At 35.3% G+C, this 19,311-nt stretch carries 16 protein-coding genes; all 16 read left to right on the top strand.

Annotated features, from left to right (window positions below):
* The first annotated feature begins 18 nt into the window (after positions 1-18).
* The 16 genes from IPI31_00135 (at position 19) to brxC (ending at position 19,304) form a co-directional block, all read left to right on the top strand.
* Positions 19-1,275: an MFS transporter gene (locus IPI31_00135; GenBank protein ID MBK7566211.1), complete on the top strand. Its 1,257-nt coding sequence runs from the start codon at positions 19-21 to the stop codon at positions 1,273-1,275.
* Between the two features lie 2 nt (positions 1,276-1,277).
* Positions 1,278-2,237: a ketoacyl-ACP synthase III gene (locus IPI31_00130; protein ID MBK7566210.1), complete on the top strand. Its 960-nt coding sequence runs from the start codon at positions 1,278-1,280 to the stop codon at positions 2,235-2,237.
* The gene (locus IPI31_00125) at positions 2,225-3,154 is read left to right on the top strand and encodes a hypothetical protein (protein MBK7566209.1); all 930 of its coding nucleotides are present in this window, start codon (positions 2,225-2,227) and stop codon (positions 3,152-3,154) included. Before IPI31_00130 ends, IPI31_00125 begins: the two co-directional genes overlap by 13 nt.
* Positions 3,155-3,228: 74 nt before the next feature.
* Entirely contained in the window at positions 3,229-5,832 is a 2,604-nt protein-coding gene (locus tag IPI31_00120; protein ID MBK7566208.1) for a hypothetical protein, read from the top strand.
* A gap of 1 nt (position 5,833) precedes the next feature.
* Positions 5,834-6,385: a hypothetical protein gene (locus tag IPI31_00115; GenBank protein ID MBK7566207.1), complete on the top strand. Its 552-nt coding sequence runs from the start codon at positions 5,834-5,836 to the stop codon at positions 6,383-6,385.
* A gap of 6 nt (positions 6,386-6,391) precedes the next feature.
* Positions 6,392-6,787: a hypothetical protein gene (locus IPI31_00110; GenBank protein MBK7566206.1), complete on the top strand. Its 396-nt coding sequence runs from the start codon at positions 6,392-6,394 to the stop codon at positions 6,785-6,787.
* Between the two features lie 92 nt (positions 6,788-6,879).
* The gene (locus IPI31_00105; protein MBK7566205.1) at positions 6,880-8,022 is read left to right on the top strand and encodes a response regulator; all 1,143 of its coding nucleotides are present in this window, start codon (positions 6,880-6,882) and stop codon (positions 8,020-8,022) included.
* On the top strand, positions 8,022-10,202 hold the full coding sequence (locus IPI31_00100; protein MBK7566204.1) for a response regulator: 2,181 nt from the start codon (positions 8,022-8,024) through the stop codon (positions 10,200-10,202). The genes IPI31_00105 and IPI31_00100 overlap by 1 nt, the downstream gene beginning before the upstream one ends.
* Before the next feature lie 164 nt (positions 10,203-10,366).
* Positions 10,367-11,341 carry a hypothetical protein gene (locus tag IPI31_00095; protein ID MBK7566203.1) on the top strand — a complete coding sequence of 325 codons (975 nt, stop codon included), beginning with the start codon at positions 10,367-10,369 and terminating at the stop codon, positions 11,339-11,341.
* Positions 11,342-11,381: 40 nt separating this feature from the next.
* The gene (locus IPI31_00090; protein ID MBK7566202.1) at positions 11,382-12,428 is read left to right on the top strand and encodes a hypothetical protein; all 1,047 of its coding nucleotides are present in this window, start codon (positions 11,382-11,384) and stop codon (positions 12,426-12,428) included.
* A gap of 12 nt (positions 12,429-12,440) precedes the next feature.
* Positions 12,441-13,289 carry a hypothetical protein gene (locus tag IPI31_00085; GenBank protein MBK7566201.1) on the top strand — a complete coding sequence of 283 codons (849 nt, stop codon included), beginning with the start codon at positions 12,441-12,443 and terminating at the stop codon, positions 13,287-13,289.
* Between the two features lie 315 nt (positions 13,290-13,604).
* Positions 13,605-13,898 (top strand): helix-turn-helix transcriptional regulator, encoded by a 294-nt coding sequence (locus IPI31_00080; protein MBK7566200.1) that lies wholly within the window; start codon positions 13,605-13,607, stop codon positions 13,896-13,898.
* 9 nt (positions 13,899-13,907) lie between these two features.
* Entirely contained in the window at positions 13,908-14,387 is a 480-nt protein-coding gene (locus IPI31_00075) for a BrxE family protein (protein MBK7566199.1), read from the top strand.
* Positions 14,387-15,163, top strand: coding sequence for a DUF1819 family protein (locus IPI31_00070; GenBank protein MBK7566198.1), 777 nt, complete (start codon positions 14,387-14,389; stop codon positions 15,161-15,163). Before IPI31_00075 ends, IPI31_00070 begins: the two co-directional genes overlap by 1 nt.
* Entirely contained in the window at positions 15,150-15,719 is a 570-nt protein-coding gene (locus tag IPI31_00065) for a DUF1788 domain-containing protein (protein ID MBK7566197.1), read from the top strand. Before IPI31_00070 ends, IPI31_00065 begins: the two co-directional genes overlap by 14 nt.
* Positions 15,720-15,722: 3 nt before the next feature.
* A complete protein-coding gene (brxC, locus tag IPI31_00060; GenBank protein ID MBK7566196.1) occupies positions 15,723-19,304 on the top strand; it encodes a BREX system P-loop protein BrxC in 3,582 nt (1,193 codons plus the stop codon).
* The last annotated feature ends 7 nt before the right edge of the window (positions 19,305-19,311 follow it).

Raw genomic sequence — 19,311 nt, 5'->3', positions numbered from 1 at the left:
TAATCAAACAACAAAACAATGAAAGACAACGAAAAAATAATTGACCGAAGTGCCATACTCTTAATAATTGTAGCGGCATTGGGCTACTTTGTTGATGCTTACGACTTGATTGTAGCCAGTGTAGCAAGGAGCAGTGCAATTGTGGACTTAGGTTTAGCCCAACTTGGAACACCAGAACATAAAAGCTATGAACAGTTATTTGAGTATGTGCAGAGTTTCGGTATTCTTTTAGGTGGTGTAATGTTTGGAATTTTAGGCGACAAAATTGGCAGAAGGAAAGTTCTGTATGCCTCAATAATTATTTATTCAATAGCAAACATTTTGAACGGGATGCTTTCAGCATCAGTTCCGCATGTTTCTACTGTTTACTGTGCTTTGCGTTTCATTTGCGGCTTCGCTTTAGCTGCCGAGTTGAGTGTAGGTATTGTGATGATTTCCGAAACCATGAAAGCCAAATATAGAGGTTACGGTTCTATGATTGTTGTTTCATTCGGTATTTTAGGTTGTGTGTTCGCAGCATTTCTCTTTGAGTTTATGAAAGTTTCTTGGCAGTCCTTATTTTTAATTGGTGGTGTTGCAGGTTTACTTCTTTTATTTTTGAGATACACTGTAAATGAAACTTCACACTTCTTAGACAAAGAAAACCAACGAAGCGAAAGAGGAAGTTTAGGGCTTGTATTCAGTAACAAGCGACTTGTAAAGATTTTCGTTAACTCAATACTATTAGGTTTTCCAATCTACTTCTTTGTAAGTATTCCAGTAAAGTTTGCAGCTGACTATGGAAAGGAAATTGGGCTGACAATCAAAGGAACAATTCCAATCATCATGTTTTACATTGCCTTATCGGTTGGCGACATACTTGCAAATTATCTAAGTCAAGTATTACAAAGTCGCAAGAAAGTAATTTACATGTATCTCTCCTTTTGCATAATTCCTGTTTTGCTTTTATACTTGATGCCACCAACAACACCCGAACAATATTTTTATGTGTTTGCTCCTATCATGGGTTTTGCTTCGGGATATTGGGCTTTGCTCATTACCTACACAACCGAGCAAGTAGGAACAAATATTCGTTCAACTTTTGCAACATCAGTTCCAAACATTATCAGGTCTTTGTTTATTCCAATACAACTTTTATTGATGGCTTTGCAGCCGTCATTCGGAACTTCAACATCTGTATTTGCTATTGGAGTTATTGCTGTTTCATTTGCCTTTTTAGGAAACTATTTCTTGAAAGAAACTTGGGGCAGAGATTTAAACTTTATTGACAAATAATTATGAAAGCAAAAATCGCAGCCATTGGCTACTATGTGCCAGAGCAAATTATTGACAATATTTTTATAGCTAAACGCTATCAAATTGAATTGAAATCCGTTTATTCAAGAAGCGGAATAAGCACAAGAAGATATGTAACCACTCAAAGCACTTCCGACCTTGCAGTAGAAGCAATCAATAATCTGTTTTCAAAAACAACAGTTCAGAAATCTGAAATTGATTGTTTGCTTTTGGGAACAATTACACCTGAAAGTTTTGCCCCATCAACAGCGACCATTGCAATTAAGAAACTGAATTTGAGCAATGCTTTCGGAATGGATTTATCAGCAGCTTGTTCAGGTTTCTGTTACGCTTTGGAGTTAGGCAAAATGTATATTGAAACAGGCAAGTGCAAAAATGTAATTGTATGTGGAGCAGAAGTTATGAGCAAAGCATTAAATAATTACGATTACAAAACAGGGATTTTATTCGGTGATGGTGCAGGTGCAGTTTTACTAACTGCAACAAACCAAAACGAATACATCATAAGCACACAATCAAAAGTTATAACTGACAATTTAGATGATGTTACATATAAAACTCCATTTGGTACAAATGACTGGGAGAAAGAAATATTACAGTTGAACGGCACAAGAGTTTACAAGCATGGTGTAACCTACACCATTGATTTAATAAATGAATTTTTGAAAGAGAAGGAACTAACGCTTGATGATTTTAAGTATATTGTTCCACATCAAAGCAATATAAGAATGTTGAATGAAATTGCCTCTGGACTTGATGTCGGACTTGGAAAACTCTTAGTAAACCTTGACCACTTTGGAAATACTGCATCGGCATCAATTCCAATTTGTTTAGCTGAAAACTATTTGTCAGGAAAAATTAAAAAAGGAGACCGCTTGCTACTTTGTAGTTTTGGTGCTGGATATACTCTTTCAATTATTGACTTGATATGGAGCATATAGACCCTGAAAAATATAGAATTCAAAATGGAATACAAAATGTATTCAAGCAAATCAAACGCTATTTAGATATAGATGGCAAGCAACTTGATATTGATACAAGTGCAATTCAGCTATTTGATTTCAGCAACTCAAACGAATATTCCTATCTGAAATTCAACACCAAAGGCAAATCAAAAAATAAAAATGACAGATATTACAGGATTTTATGTTACCTGCAAGGTGCAATAAAGGAAAAGGGGAAACCTGATACTTCCTTTCTTGACATCCAAAAAGAGTTGCAGTTGTTAGCAGGAATGTTTTGCTTTTATGACCCTTATGAAGTTCATAAAAATGATGTTAAGGTAGAGCCATATTATCTGTTAGGAGCTATGTCAAAAGACAAGCTACAAGCTAACAAGCGAAACTTAATGCCTTCCTTATATTTTAAATGGTTTACTCATAAAGGCAATAACGAATACCTTGAAACTGATAAAGACTGGTTAAGTCTTTATAAATATTTCAACACTTTTACAAGAAGCATATTCCCATATTTCAAAGACGATTACCCTTATTTCTTTTCACAAGAAGGAAGAAAGGAAAAATCAGATTATGAAATTGAAAATAACCTTCTCTACATTCCAAGCGGTGAGATTGACCACGGAATTCTTCAATGGCTTATGAGAAATTTATTTGAGAACAGCCAAATAAATTTTGCTAATGAAGTTGATATAAACCTTAATTCCATCAGTAATCACATTAACGACTTTACAGAAAAAATTGTTAAAGAACAAACAGAAATTATTGCAGCCAAATACTTCAATATAATTCGTAAGATTTGTGATACCAATTCAGACAAAGGCAGTTTGAACAACCATTCAGTAGAAGGCAATACAAAAACCAAAGCAAAAGTTTTTGACTGGTTAAAAATTTTTGGTTGATTAATTCAGATAGAACATATTCCGAAAGGCTTATTGCCAGTATGCAATACTTCTTTCAGAACAAAAGATTTGAAATGAAAAAAATTTCATTTCAATATGACCAGTCATTACAAAACAACTTTAAAGCACTTTGGACAAAATACGAAACAGAAAAAGTTGACAACAACTTTGAACTTTTAAAAACTTATCTCAAAACAATAAACACTTTTTCCGCAACCGACAACTCCAACGAAGAAGTAAAAAACGAAAAGCCCGAAGACATTTTAAGGTTCAATGTTTACACCCATTTCCTGCAACGCTATGTAATCGGCTGTTACGACAAGAAATACTTAGAAACCACTTGCAGAGGTTTGATTGCTTTTCCAATTCAATCAAACAAAGAGAATGATGAAATAAAAAGTAAGATACCGAATGTTGGCTACTTCTATGGAATTATAAAGGACAGCGACAATGATGGTAATTGCTACGGCAATTACTATTCAAAAAGAAAGTCAACTCTCAACAAGAAAAAAGATGTAGCAAATTTCTACAACGAGCAGTTGTATCAACTTCAAAGTATTGCATTTAATTTAGGTAGAATTGAAACTCAAAATATTTATTACCGAGGCATATTAGAAAAGCACAGAAAGGAAACCGAACAACAAGCCACCCGTGCAGCCATATCACAAGTCATGGCAAGAAACATGAGCCACAATATCGGCAGTCATGTTTTAAACCGCTTGACAGATGGAGATTATTTAATGAAACTGAAAGTCGGCAAGTTCAAATCCTATCAACCGCAACCAAGCATAACCATTGAGTACAAAGACCTAAAACCATTTCAGCAAATTGCCATCTATAACAACTATGTAAAATGCCGAATGGATTATTTAAGCGACATAACCTTTGGAACTCCTTTAATGCACACTCACAAAAAAGCATTCAATGAGATTTACAGAGATTTTGACCGTGTGCGTTTACTCTTAGAATTCATTTCGGGCTTATCAGAATTTAAGTATGAAATAAAGTTTACAAAGCAGAACAGCAAAGGAGAAATTGTGCCGTTAACGGTTAATGATGATTTGACTTTGGCATTGCCAAACGATGTTTTAGGGTGCCAAGCGTTTTACAACATTCTTGAAAACATAATTCGCAACACAGCAAAACATAACCAACGCAAGAGAAAGACAACAGTATTTACAATAAACTTTAAGGAGATAAATCTTTCAAGTGCTGATGTAAATTTGAATGAGGCCAAGTCAATTTTTTATGAGGTTGAGGTTTATGATGATATTGAAATCAAAGGCAACAAGAGGTTTGTAAGCAAAGAAGATGAAGAACAAAAAACCATCTACTGCAAAAAGGTAGAAGCAAATAAGCGTAAATCTATTTCAAATATTGACTGGTTAATTTACTGCCAAAACGAAAAGATAAACCTAAGTGTATTGAAAGACAACAACCAACTCCGTAATTCATCTTTAGGATTACTGGAAATGGAAGCTTCGGCAGCTTACTTGCGTAAACTTGACATCATACAAATTGAAGCAGACGAATATGAAGTAAACCATGACGAGAAAATATTTAATTCAAACAACAATCTGAATATTCTAAAAGCATTTAGTAAAGATGGTTGTTTGGCTTACCGTTTTTTCATAAGCAAGCCAACAGAATTTTTGTTCGTTGGTGAATTTGGAATTAATGAAACTGAAACTCTTGCAAAGGAAGGAATTTGGGTAATGACTGAAAAGCAATTCACATGTGAATTGAAAAAGGATGTTGTTTTCAATCACCAGTTTGTATTGCACCAAGGAAGTAACACTATCAATGAAATTCTCAAAGAATACAAAACCAATCTTCCAATAAGAGTATTAGAGATTGAATTAAACTCTCCAGTTATTGACAAGCTAAAAGCCAATTTTAGTTTTTCAAAAGTTGAAGAATGGATTTGGGAAGAATGGTTTAATATTATTAGATGCAATTTTGAAAATGTAAATGTGTTTAAGGTCTTTTCAAATACAAATGAAAGCCACACCCAACCGAACAGCTACAACATAGCCCTTTCACATCACGGAGAGAACCTTGTAGATTGCAAGAATGATTTTGTCAGTGGCAATATTCAATCGTTTGATGTTCTTTCTACAAATGCAAAAAGCAAGTTACCTGATGCACAAGAAGATTTTGTAACTTATCTTGATGAAATAAAAAATCAATTTGTTCCTAAAGCAAAGTTGTTTGAAGCGGCTATAAATTCAGTGGTAGTAATTGATGAACGCATTCAGCGATATTCAAAAGAGACCTACATGAAAATTTTGAACAAAGAAATATTTGCTTATACTAATATTCAGATACCTTATGATATTGATTTGGCAAAAGAAAATTTTACTGATGAACTAACAGATAGAATAGAGAACTTTATTTCAGCATCTATTTCACTTTGCCAAAATAAATTCCTAATCATTCATTACAGCATACTGGAAAGAATGTATGGAGGTAACGACAACAGAAAAGAAAAAATAGAAAGCAAACTAATTGAATGGTCAGAACACATTCGTGTGGTAGTAACATCAGGGAGAGGCAAGCCACCCGAATTACCCTCTAATAATATTTGCTATGTAAACCTTTCACCAGTGCTAAATGCCTTTACACATGCAAGAAGCAAATATGCAATCAACTATTTACTAAACACAGCAAGAAAATAAAATGAAAAAAATAATTGTATTCACAAAAGCAGCTTCTCTTAATACCGGCTTTGACAACTTTGCAGATAGCAGAGCAGACATTAAAGTGTTAAATGGGAAATCGCAAACAACAATTCTGTTTTTTGAAGATGAAATCATTTTCAAACCTACAACCGATTTTTCAAAAGAAGGTTTGTATTTCGTTTATGATTTAATTCCTGAAACTGATTTTAATGCATTCATAAAAATTGTAACTAAATCTGACTTCCATATTCTTAAACATGGAGAACCGAAATTCAAACTAACTGGGTTTACCAATGTTGTAAAAGGAGTTACGGAAAAGAGGGACAAAAATGGTTTGCATTACCCTGATGTAGTTGATATTTTGAAAGACGAAAAGGGCGATAAGGTGAAAAGAATTTTTGAAAAGGTTTTCACCTTTGACCAAAGGGAAGAAGATTTTACCGAAGCAATTTTCAAATCAATTTACTCTAACGAAAGTGAAACTGCAATTGAAAATAAAGTTACCACAAGAGACAAATATTTACAGGAGAAATTAAAACAAGCCAAGTAACAGAAGATGCTTTTAATAATAGAAAATAACGAAGGCATCCGCCAGTATCTACCGACTGAAAACTTGTTTTTAGATGTTAGCGATTTGTCATTGACTGAAACGCTAAAGAAGTTACAGGAATTTGGAGGCGTTACACAAATCTATTTTCCGCTTGAACTAAAATTTCAAGACACACAACGCCAAACCTTACAAGGTTTGGAATTATTCAAACACATTCGCCTTACAACCGAGTTAAATGGTTTTCAGTTTCTCCCTATTCTATTGAGCTACTCCTACCCTTTGGAAACGTTTCTTCGCAATTCTGAAAACACGCTTTTGTGTTCCCCTGCCACACACTTGTTTCATCTTAAAAATATCCATGAGATAAAGCACAGTCCGTTTTTAAGTCCGCAGAAAAGCTAAACAGGGAAATTTTAAAGCCGTATGTTTTACAAAATGAAATTGATGAAGGCAAGAGTGAACACGATATAAGGAATGAGAAAGGTGCAGAAAAATTGAAACGGGAAATTGAAAACAAAACCGACAGCACTTTTGATTTAGAACTTTGGCAAAAGAAAATTCATTTCCTGCAACAAGAAGCCAACCTGTTTTCAGAAGAACTAAAACTAACTGATGAAGAATTTAAGAAAGCAATTACAGGGAAGAAGATTTTATACATTGATGATGAAGCCGACAAATGGGAAAATGTTTTGAAGCTATTGTTTGAAGGAGCAACTTTAACAACGAAAAGTGATTATGCTGCAATCAGCAATTTCATAAAAGCAAAAGAACAGGAGCAAGTTTCTTTTCTTGATCAATACAGGGAAGCTGATAAGGAAGCACAAAGCAAATTTGCTTTTAGCCATTTTGGAGCAAAAAACCTTTCCGACTTTCAGGAAGAAAAGCAGAAGGTTAAAACCATTCTTGAAAGACTTGCAACCGTCTTTGATTATGACTTAGTGCTTTTAGATTTTCGGCTTGAAAAGGACGCAGATAAAACCAAACCGACTAATGAAGTTTCAGGCATTAAACTTTTGACAGAAATACTTCAAATCAATAAGTATGTGCCAGTGATAATGTTTACTGCCAGTAATAAAATTGCTACCAACAACGAAGCGTTAAGAATTGGTGCAGTTGCGTTGTGGTCAAAAAATATTTCTACTGCTTCGGAGCTAAAGCAATTTGCTTTCAACTGCATCAAGAAATCTTTGCCAGGGCAAAGAGATAACAAGCACTTACAAAACCTTTACAATAAAACTTTGGCAATAAAGCACCGCCATACCTTGAGAAGTCTTGCTTTTGACAAAACGAACAAGTTAGTTTCAATTGATACAACCATGTTTCAAATCAGCCAGATACTTGACAGTATTGAACCGATGTTGAAATTTATTGAGGAAGCAATAAAGGGTAATCCAAATTTCAGAAACCTTTGGATGATGACAGGTAATTCAATTGAATCGAGAATACCAGCAACAAAAGAACTTTCAAAAGGTGATTGGAAAGCAAAGCAGATTGACATGAAAGAATTTGATTACAGACAAATCTTTAATTATTTCAAACACGGCATTGATGATTTAAATGAAATCAAACCCTTTGATTTACCTTATGCCTTGAATTACATTGAACACACGATAAAATTTTTATTAGAATATCGCTAATGGCAAACGCTTTACTTATTTGGGACAACAATAAAAGTTACGCTGAAAAACTTAGTGCTGACTTAGGCATTTCATATCCTGATGATGTTGTGTTTTCTATTTCGGAGTTTGAGAAAAATATATTCTTAGAAACTAAAGATTGTATTGTTGTTCTTTTGGAAACCAACATTGAAGGAGAACACCGAACAAACTTTAAGGGAATAGAAATAATCAAAACACTTAGGAAAGACAAAAGATATAAAGGGCTGATTGTAGCTTATTCAAGTTATGCAGAAGAGCATTTTAGGAACAGAAAGGATGCAAAAATTTTATTTACATCAGGCACAAGGTTAAGACGGTTTACTAAGAAAGGAATTAATGTAACTGAAATTGAGAATTGGCTTTCGGAAGGTGATAAAAAAGTTCCTAAACTCAGTGAAGATTTGTTAGACGATATTCACTACAATGTTTTTGATACGAAAGGAATAATTCACGAATTGCTTCACAGACTTAAAAACACTGTGAACAATGTTTACACAGAAAAGACCATTGCCAAAGTAATTGAAAGTGTAAGCCACAAATTTGAGGATTACAAAAAACAGTTGCTAAGAGAAATTGACTCTCAAAAAATTTCAGACTTCAATAAACATTTTGCCTCTTTGGTAAGCGAAACCAAAGCAGACATTGAACAGCACTGGAAGGACAAAAAAAAAGCAGACATTGAACAGAATTGGAAGGAAAAAGAGAATAAAACTATTTTCAAATACAGCAACGCAGGAAATCAAGTTTCCAAATTCTCCAATCAAATTGCTGACTTAGCTCCCAAGTCAAATGATGATGCAGAAAACAAGCAAGAGGAAAATATACATTGGGAGGTATTGTTTTTTGATGACACCGAAGGCATTCGCAAAATTGTATCAGACTACTTCAAAGCAAAAAATGTTGTTTGCCATCTTGCAGCAACCGAGAAAGAAGTTTATGAAAAGCTAAAGGAGAATGCACCAAGAATTTCACTCTTCATTTCTGACATTCGTTTGGAAGAAGAAAACGGAAATTGGTTTGATAGACAAGGTTATGATGTAATTGAACAAGTGAAACTAAGAAGTGATTACCCTTTGGCTTATTCAGTGCTTACAAGTAAGAAAGGAGCTATCAACAAAAGAGTTCAGAAAAAAAGCAAGTATGATATTCCTTGGTTTATCAAAGATGATGTAATAAGCAACTCCAGTTCATTCAGTATTTTTTTTGATGCAGTAAAAGAATATGCAGAGGAGAATTTTAATGACAATAATATTTTTCAACCAGACAAAGGAGCATGGAATAAAGTTTCAGATAAGAGCAGGGCATTTTTCTATCCTCTCAAATCATACTACAAGCACCATAAGGAAAAGCATCAAGAATACTTAGAGGCTGAAATGAAAATCAACAAGCATGTTTTAGATTACATTGAAAGCAATATTAAAGAAGACAATTCAGGTTTAGGAGATTTAAAATTTTCCGGTGCAATTGTGTGGACTTCAAAACTAAGAAGCAGTGAAATCACAGAAGCAGAAGTAAATACTTTTAGATACATAAAATTATTAGGCAGAAGGCTTGTATTGGCAATGATTTTTATTGATGAAAATATAACGCCACAGGAAATTATTGAAAGGCTTTATACAATCCCTGATGAAATTTTAGATAGCAAAACTTCAAAAAACAAAAAGGACAGAGATAAAACCTACGAGGATTATTTTTCAGGTAAAATAAAAGCAGTGTTCTCTACTCATTTGGCTTTATCAACACAATTTAAAATCGTGATTGAGACAATTAAGGAATTTGCAAATGGTAAAAACAAATCACCTAAAATCCTCAAAGAGGAATATGATTTTTTAAGCAGTGAGTTTCTTGAAGAAGAAATGTCAAGCATTGAAAGTTTAGGTAATGACCAAGACCATTTGACAGCTTTGGTTGAAAAAATCAATAATGCTTTTGATAACAGAACTCTACCAAAACCCAATAGTTTAAATCGTATAAACTACATTTTGAACAAGGGACAATGTCCTAAATTTAAAAGGTTGGACACACTTTTCAATGACATTATTTCCATTGACAATACAAACAATCTATTGAAAGAAATTACTGACTGGTCTGACTTCAATAACATTGACAATAAAGAACTGCAAAGCCTTCTGTTAAGATATAAACTGATGGATATTTAAAATCCATCCTTCTCTATTCTACTAAGCCGACTTCGTTTTGAAGTCGGCTTTTTTATTTCCCTAAACTTTGGATAACCCTATTGGTGCAAACATTTGTGTTTATCAAACAACAAAATGGAACGCAGAATACTTTGGATAACTACCCTCAACTAAATATTTACCTAATGAAAAACACACCGACAATAAACACGATTGGAACTTTGGATAACTGCCTGTGTGAAAATATTTGCGGAGTGAAAATTTTAATAACAACAAAAACAAACATGATGAAACACTTTATGCTTTTAATGTTTACCGTAATGATGTTTACGGCACAGGCACAGACCAGCGTTTACAAACGCACAGTGCAATGGAGGTATGGCGGCTACACTTTTACCGACCAACTTACATTTAACTACAACGACTACATTTATTACCGTGGCTTGTCCAAAACGCATGCCATTGAGAACTATGCTACCGAACATAGCACACACCCTTATTTATTGCAGTTAGCTAAAGTACTTGACGAGGATGCAAACGACCTTGGCTACACAGGCTTTACTTTGGCTGAATACTTAGTTGCCTTTGTGCAACAGGCATTGCCTTACAAAAGCGACCCTTACAACAACGGATGGGATTACCCCAAATACCCTATTGAAACTTTAGTAGAGCAAGGCGGAGATTGTGAGGACAAAGCCGCCTTGACAGTTGCGTTGCTTAAAACATTCGGGTTTGACGCCGTGCTTGTGAGTTTACCCGGACACTTGGCAGCAGCCATTTCATGCGGTAATTGTGGAGGTTACTACTTACATAATGGAAATAAGTATTCATTCATTGAAACAACAACTAGTGGTTGGGAAATTGGTACAATTCCTCCCGAAAGTAAGAATGAATGGGCAACGATTTTAGAAGTAGCAGACCTGCAAGTGTATAAGCGTAATGATATAAATGCATATAATGACGACACAATTGAACCCACACCCTACGACTGGGGAAGCAACACCAAGCCAAACAATAACGACAACAACTGGAATGTAAATAAGGCAGGAACAAGTAGCACAAGTACTGTAATTATTAACGGTACTACCTACCAAATTAAAGGAATCGGAAGCACCACCATTACTGTAAATGGCGCTACTGTAACAATCATCAAACAGTAAATCAATAATCATTTATAAACAATTAAAAAAAAGAAAGACAATGAAAAGAATTACAAAACACCTGATGCCACGATACATGTGGTTTATGCTTTGGTTTAAAGCATGGTTTAAGAACACCGAAGGAATTAAAGGTTTTGCAACACAGGTTTTAAACTGGCTGATGCAACGCACAATGAATTTGGCGAAACGTTTGAAAAACCAAAACAAGAAAATGGCTGAAGCCATTAAGACAAGAAATACGCAATTGCAAAAGTGGTATGAACACGCGACAGTTGAAGCTGATGAATGGGACAGCATAAGAGGAACAGTTAGAAAATTATGGTTTTGGGTTTTTGTTGGCATGGTTGCCGAAACCGCCTGTAATTATTTTGCTATTGAAAGTGTAATGGAAGCAAAAGGGTTAGGATGGATTTTGCTTAGATGTTTTGTTGCATTGGCAGCAACAGGAGTTAGTTTTTACTTTTTTGAACAATGGTTTGCAATGGCAATTAACAAGCCTGCATACAAACAAGTAGAAGCTAAAAAAAGAAGTTGGGCGGAGTTTGGACTTGTAACATTAGTGTGCATAGCTTTTGAAGTATTTTTTTACTGGTTGTGTTTGAGAAGAAGCAATGTTTTAGAAGGTGAAGGTGGAGATGATGCAGCAAAATATGTTGTAATGATACTTGGAATGTTATTGCCAATTGCAGTAGGATATTATACTTACAAAAGAAGCAGATACTTGAATGCTTACAATAACACTTTGCGAATTGCAGGAGCAGAAAGAGAAATTGCAAGAAAGGAAAGCACCATTGCCACCAACTTACAACAGATGGAAGACCACTTTAAAAGTGAGTTGCATGACACTTGGACTGTGCTTGACGAGTTTAGAGTTTACAAGGAAAACTACAACGAGAAGCACAGTATTGAAAAGGAAAGCCTTGCAGGACACTTTTGCGAAACCTATAACAGTTTTGAAAAGGAAGCAATGGAACGCTACAAAAAAGAGGTGCTGCATAATACACCAGTGCAGCCCACTTTGATTATTACCAAAGAACAGATGAACGGACACACCAAAGAATTGCCACAAACTATAATTAACCACTAAAATAAAATGCACATGAAACAGATAACACTTATATTAATAAGCATACTGGTTACTATTACCGGATGCGACACGACCAACCGCAAAAATTTTGTAGTGCTGATTGATAATTCAACCAGTGTGCCTGAACAAGTTATGCAACGCTACATTGCGACTATACAGGAAACCATTTTGCCAAACATTGGCGACAAGGATAAATTAATTGTGCAGTTTATTGACGGTTGCAGCCAAGAAAAGGCAGAACGCATTTACAGTTTTGACCTTGCAGAAATGAATTTTGAAAACAAGGCAGACGGTGTGAACCATAAAGCAGACAGCAGCCGAGCAAGGTTGAAACGCTACGTGAATGTTACCGTGAAAAACGACATTGCTGAGACAATTTTAGCAAAGCGCAAAGAACGCAAGGATTGTGGAGGCTACACCGACATTGTAAATGCTTTGAATGAAGCCAAGAAGCTGGTGGAAACTAAAAAAAGTTACAGCAACAATACAGACAAAATTATAAACGATGCAGAAGGCATCGAAAACTTTGAATATGAAACATGTATTGTTATTTTTAGCGACATGGTAAATGAGAATAGCGCAAAGACTTATGACTTTACAACCTTTGGTAAACTCAAAGGAGCAGATATTAACAAAAAGGTTACTGAACTTAAAGACGTTGATAAAATACCTGACTTGGCAGGAGTAAAAGTTTTGATTTACGGCGCGACAAGTACCGAAGCAGCAGGACCATTTGCAGGTAAACAGATTGAGAACGTGGAACTATTTTGGGATTTATTTTTTCACTCAGCCGGCGCTGAACTGAAAGGATATGGATACGATACAGAAATTGAATTGAAAAATTACTTGACAAATGAATAATATTAATAACTTTAGAAGGGTAAGAATGCCGAGCATATCACGCTCGGCATTCTTATTATTGATCTACCGTTGTTTATAGCCGTCAATATCTAGCTTTACATCACCTGACGAGTTTTAATTATTGGTTTCACTAATCAACTTGTATTATATTGATTTTGACCCCATTTCCCTCATTCCCAAAAGTCCCTTCTCTCAAGTGTCTTCTTACTTTTAGGAAGTAAATTTAACTCCAAAAGCTTCACTTTTTATTGACCGTCAATATGTTGGCTGCAATATCCTATATTTGCCACTATTTGACAAGTCAAAAGAAAAATGATGGAAAGTCAGTTTGGACAAAGAATACGATCACTTAGGGAGAAGCAAAATTTGTATTTGCGGCAGGTTGCCTCAAGTCTAGAAATAGATACGGCTCAAATGAGCAAGATTGAAAAGGGATTACGACAAATCAAACGGGAACAGATCCCCGTCATTGCTAATATACTCAAAGCCAATAGTGATGAATTAATGACGTTGTGGTTGGCTGATCAAATTTATGCAGTGGTGAAAGATGAGGAGTTGGCGAATGAAGCGATGGAGGTGGTAGGGAAAAATATCAGATTAAAAAAGTGAAAGAAAAAGATGGAAAAAGAAACAAGCAGTTGGATTAGGCTCAGATATATAATTACCCTCCTTGGCGAATACCACAATTGGTGGCCCGCAAAAGTTATTTCAGGAAAAGGCGAGGAATTTCTTGATTATGTATTACCAAAAACAAAGAGATCTGCGGTGCTTCAGTTAGCAACAGAAATTTGCAAGAGGGAACATGATAATAATATCGGTCCTGGTAGATATCATATTTTCCGGTTACCCCAAAAATGGGAAGAGGAAATATTCAATGATCTAAAAAACCAGAAAGGGAATTTGAAAATATTAACGGAGAATGAACTAATGAATGAAATGTTGGAAATTTCATCTGGTATATCAATTTCACCGGCAAAAGGACCCTTAATGGTTGGAACCCATGATGAGTTACATGACAAGGTAGTTTTCCAGTCTATCGCCAAACATTATTATGAAGCATTTAAAAATGATTATAGGTCTTATCCTTATTTGAATTAATGGAAAATCAGTCCACATACAATATTGAACTTGGTAAAGGAACCGGATTAATTCAGGAGACTCTTTCGCTATTAGAGTTGTATGAGTTTGGAGTAAGTAAGGAAGATTTTGCAAAGAAGGTTATTGAGTCCAATTCCTTGGTTAAATCTTCAGAAAGAAGAATTAATGATATTGTAAAAGTTGTTTTTTATAAACGATATGTAAAAAATAATCCTGAAGTCCCTTTATATCTTCGACAACTGCAGGAGAGGTACATGAGTCTTGACCAATTAATTCATTTATTGCTTTTATACACAGCCAGGGCAAACAGGATACTATTTGATTTTATAAGGGAAGTATATTGGAAAAAAGGAAATCAGGTTACAAAACCAACTATTAAATCCGAAGACGTAAAGGACTTTATTAAAGAAGCCATAAAATACGGTAAAATTGACAGGAAGTGGTCAGAAGGTACCCAGGTAAGAGTAGCCTCCTATATAATTGCAGCGTTGATTGATTTTAGATTAATTGATAAAAAATACAACGTTATCTCTTTATTCCTGTCAGATAATATTGCAAATTACCTGGCGCATGAATTACACTTTATGGGATACGCTGATGAAGCCATAGCATCTGCTGAAGAGTGGTCTTTATTTGGATATGACCGTTATGATACAATAAAGCATCTTGAAAGATTAGCGATTCAAGGTCATTTTATTTTTCAAAATTCAGGGGATCTTTTAAGAATCACCTGGCATTACAAAAACATGAAAGAATTAATCGATGCCATTAGATAATAAATTCAAAGCCATATTGGAATATTTGGCGGACCCGGGTTCTCATCATCATACAGGTGATAAGCTCATCTGTTATTTGACTTTTGAAACCAGCCTGTGTTTGGAAGTAAAAAGGAAACTTCCTAGTTGGCTCAGTTTGACTAAAGGTTTTGGATATTCTTTTAATACATTGTCGATGGCATCTGTAATTAATCAGTACTTTATAAATAATCCAAGAAGAGAGAAATGGCCTATTCCTGAAGTGGATGATGGAATGGAATCTATTTCTACATTTTTCAAAAGTGAACTGGGTTCAATGATTGTTGAAAATAAGGTGATAGAAAATTCTGTTTTAGAAGCACAGTCCAAATTAGCCGGGCAGACAAAACCCTTGTTGATCATTACAGATTTGGAAGCCATTCACCCATTCACTAGGTTTGGACCAGTAGAACAAAACATTTATACTGACATAACTATTCCCCTAATCATTCTTTATCCTGGAACCATATCAGGTTCCAGTTTAGAGTTTTTAGGCTTTTACCCACAGGATGGAAATTACAGATCAAAACATTTTTAACTTATGAGCAAAATCAAAGACCTTTTTGACCCCTCAAAAGATATCTATCGGAGTATTGAGAAAGTAGTCACATTTGGAAGTATGGAACCCAGTTCACTGCAACGGGAAATATCGGAATATGTAGTAACGGATAAACTAAAAAGCAGCTTCGATAAAGTACTGGATTTAATGACTACAGGTATGGAGTCGGAATCTCATGAGATCGGAATCTGGGTTTCCGGATTCTATGGTTCTGGTAAAAGCTCATTTGCCAAGTATTTTGGTTTGGGGTTGAAAAATGATCTAGTTTTAGATGGCGTTACTTTCCGAGAACGATTAACCAACAGAATTAACTCCAATCCTGTAACCCAATTATTAAATGGACTAGTAAAAAAATACGACCCGGTCGTTTTCTTGATTGATTTGGCAACTCAGCAAATCAGCTCTCATGCCCTGGCGCCTGTTGGCAATATTATCTATCATGATGTAATGCGATGGGCGGGTTATGCTTCGGAAGAAAAGATTGCCTTGTTGGAGCGTAAAATGGAAATGGATGGCGTTTTAGAGGATTTTAAAAAAGCTGTTACTAAAGAGTTTGAGGAAGACTGGGATACAATCAAGTTTGAGGATAAACTAACCGCAAAAACAATTGCGCAGGAACTAGCCCCCAGGTTTTATCCTAAAATTTGGAAGGATGCAAAGTCATTCAACATTACCAAGGTCGAGGATATTGAAACTGACAAAGATAAGGTCACACAAATGCTTGATCTGATTAAAAGAAAATCAGGTAAGGATAATGTGCTATTTATCATAGATGAAGTGGGACAATATGTAGCTGCTGATGATTCCCTGATTACCAAAATGCAGGGTTTGATGGAAAACCTGAAAGACATCGGTAAAGGGAAGGCCTGGCTGTTAGCTACAGCCCAACAAACTTTAACAGAGGACAACCCGAATGCACAACTTAATTCTGCCAAGCTATTTAAGCTGAATGATCGATTTCCAATTAAGATAGAAATTGAAGCTTCTGATATTAAGGAGATTGTTACACAACGTCTGTTGGGAAAATCAAATAGTGGTTCAAATGAATTAAAAGGAATATATGCAAGCAGCGGCGAAATGCTTCGTTTAAATTCAAGACTTGAGCATGTAGAAAAAACAATTTACAAGTCAGATCTGGATGAAAAATCATTTGTGGATCTCTATCCTTTCCTTCCACATCATTTGAATTTGTTATTGTCGTTGTTGCAAAGGCTTGCAAAAAAAACAGGGGGCATTGGTTTGCGATCGGCTATCCGGGTAATACAAGATGTATTAACGGAAAGCACAGGCGATAAATTAGCGGAAACCAACGTGGGAACATTAGCGAGTACTGCACACATCTATAATGTTTTAAAATCTGATATCAGAAGATCCTATCCTCATGTTACAACGTCCGTAGATCGGGTCATCGATATTTTTAAGGACAACACACCTCAATCTAATGTGGCAAAATCGATTGCCACCCTTCAAATTTTGGATGACTTCCATTTGTCCTTAGAAAACCTGGCAGCAATGATGCACCCAATGGTAGAAGCATCTTCACAAAAAGATGCTGTTAAAACTATAATTGTTGAATTAAAGAATACACCAGGTTTAACACTTTCTGAAATTGATGGCCAGTTAAGGTTTATGACCGATGCGATTATTGGCCTTGAAAAGGATAAAGAAAAAATTCATGTTGGAAACAGTGAGATTAGAAAAGTGTATGAAGGACAAATAGAAGATATTTTTACCCCAGTTCCATCAGTAAGGGTTATCAATACTAAATCTGTAAAAACTGGTATCCAATTTATATTGGATGGAAGACTTTCCAAACTATTGGAGCCAAGTGATGAAATTCAAACCGAGCTTCATTTTGTGCAGGCATCCGGTTATACTATTATGCTGGAAGAGTTAAAAATTAAAAGCACTGAAGCGGGGAATTCAAGTAAAATATATTTTCTGGGTCAGTTCGATGCAAATCTAGATGCTACCCTAGAAGAAATTGTAAGATGCGTGGAAATATCCTCCCGTAAAAATAAGTATACCGATAAAGAGATCATCGATTATTTAAACAGCCAATACCAGGAAGCAGAAGCCATGAAAGCTAGTCTGCGTAGAACCTTAGTTGGAGCCCTGGAAAAAGGAGAGTTTATTTTCAGAGGTACAGCAAAAGCTTGCAAGAACATTTCATCCTCTGGTTTAAGAGAAGCTGCTAATAGTTGGCTAAAAACCTGTGCTGAGAAAGTGTACCATAAATACGAATTAGCACCTGAAGCTGTAGAGAGTATTGCGGCTCAAAAAATATTGCAATTTGACAATCTAAAATCGGTTTCCCCTGCACTCAATCATTTTAGTCTGATAAGAACGGATGGTAGTATTGATGTAAATGCAGCTCCATTAAAAGCAATTAATGAATACCTGCAAAAAGAGGGACAGGTTGACGGAAAAAAATTATTGGATCATTTTAATGAAGCGGAGTTTGGCTGGCATAAGGATACTACCCGTTACTTGATTACTATCATGTTTCTGGCATCCGAAATTAAGCTCCGTATTGCAGGAGACTATGTAACAGTAAAGGGTCCGTTAGCCATCGAAAAATTATCTAGCGGAGCTGCTTTTAATCAAATTGGTATTACTCTCCACAAAGATGACCAGCCAACACAGGAGCAAAAACTCTGTGCTGCAAAGAATCTTACCGAGCTGACTTTAAATACGGTACCTCCATTGCCCCAAAAGATTGCTGAGGCAGTAATGAAACATTTCCCCGATTTCTTAAATAAATATGCTGCACACGATGTAAAATTAAAAAACCTAGGGTTACTGGGTATTGATAAATCTAAAGTTATTCAGGAAGGAATTTCTGAAATTTTAAAAGGTGATGCATCAGATGCCACTTTTAGATTGGGCAAACCTGATGCAGAATTATACCTAGCTCTCATTTGGGCCAAAAAATTACAGCAAGCATTTGATAATGGCATTGAAACAGTTATTAAAAAAATAAATGACTTGCAATCAGGAATAGATAGTTTACCCAATGAAGGCCTGACCGGTGATTTGAAAACGCAGTTAGCTCCCAATTTTGAAGAAGTAAAACATATTTTGCAGAGTGATGACTTCTTTGAAAAAGCAGCAGACTTGAAAGATAAATCAAGTGATATAGAAAGTACTATTGCTGATGTGAATGAAAAGTTTAGAGAACAGGAAAATCAGAATATTCAACAGGAAGTTAACCGCATTAAAAGTAACTATCATTGGGGCCAGCTGGATGCGGAACAAAAACAAGAATTCTCCAATCGTTTAGATTTCATCACCATCAATGATAAATCGGGATTGGATGGTATTCGGCAGATTATCAATGAAGTGTTTAGTATCAATAGCCGGCTAAAATCCATTGAACGGGAAATTGAAGAAGCGGCTAAGCCAAAAGATCCGATTCCAGGTTCAAAGAAAATTAAGAAACACTCTTTGTCTCACCTGCCAAAACGAATTGAGAAAAAGGAAGACATTGATACCATCATTACAGAATTTACAAATATTAAATCCCAATTTAAGGACGATGAGATCATCGACCTGAATTGGTAGACATTAT

The sequence above is a fragment of the Bacteroidota bacterium genome (genome assembly GCA_016706865.1).
Classification (GTDB): Bacteria; Bacteroidota; Bacteroidia; order Chitinophagales; family BACL12; genus UBA7236.
This window is presented reverse-complemented; position numbering and strand designations above follow the sequence as displayed.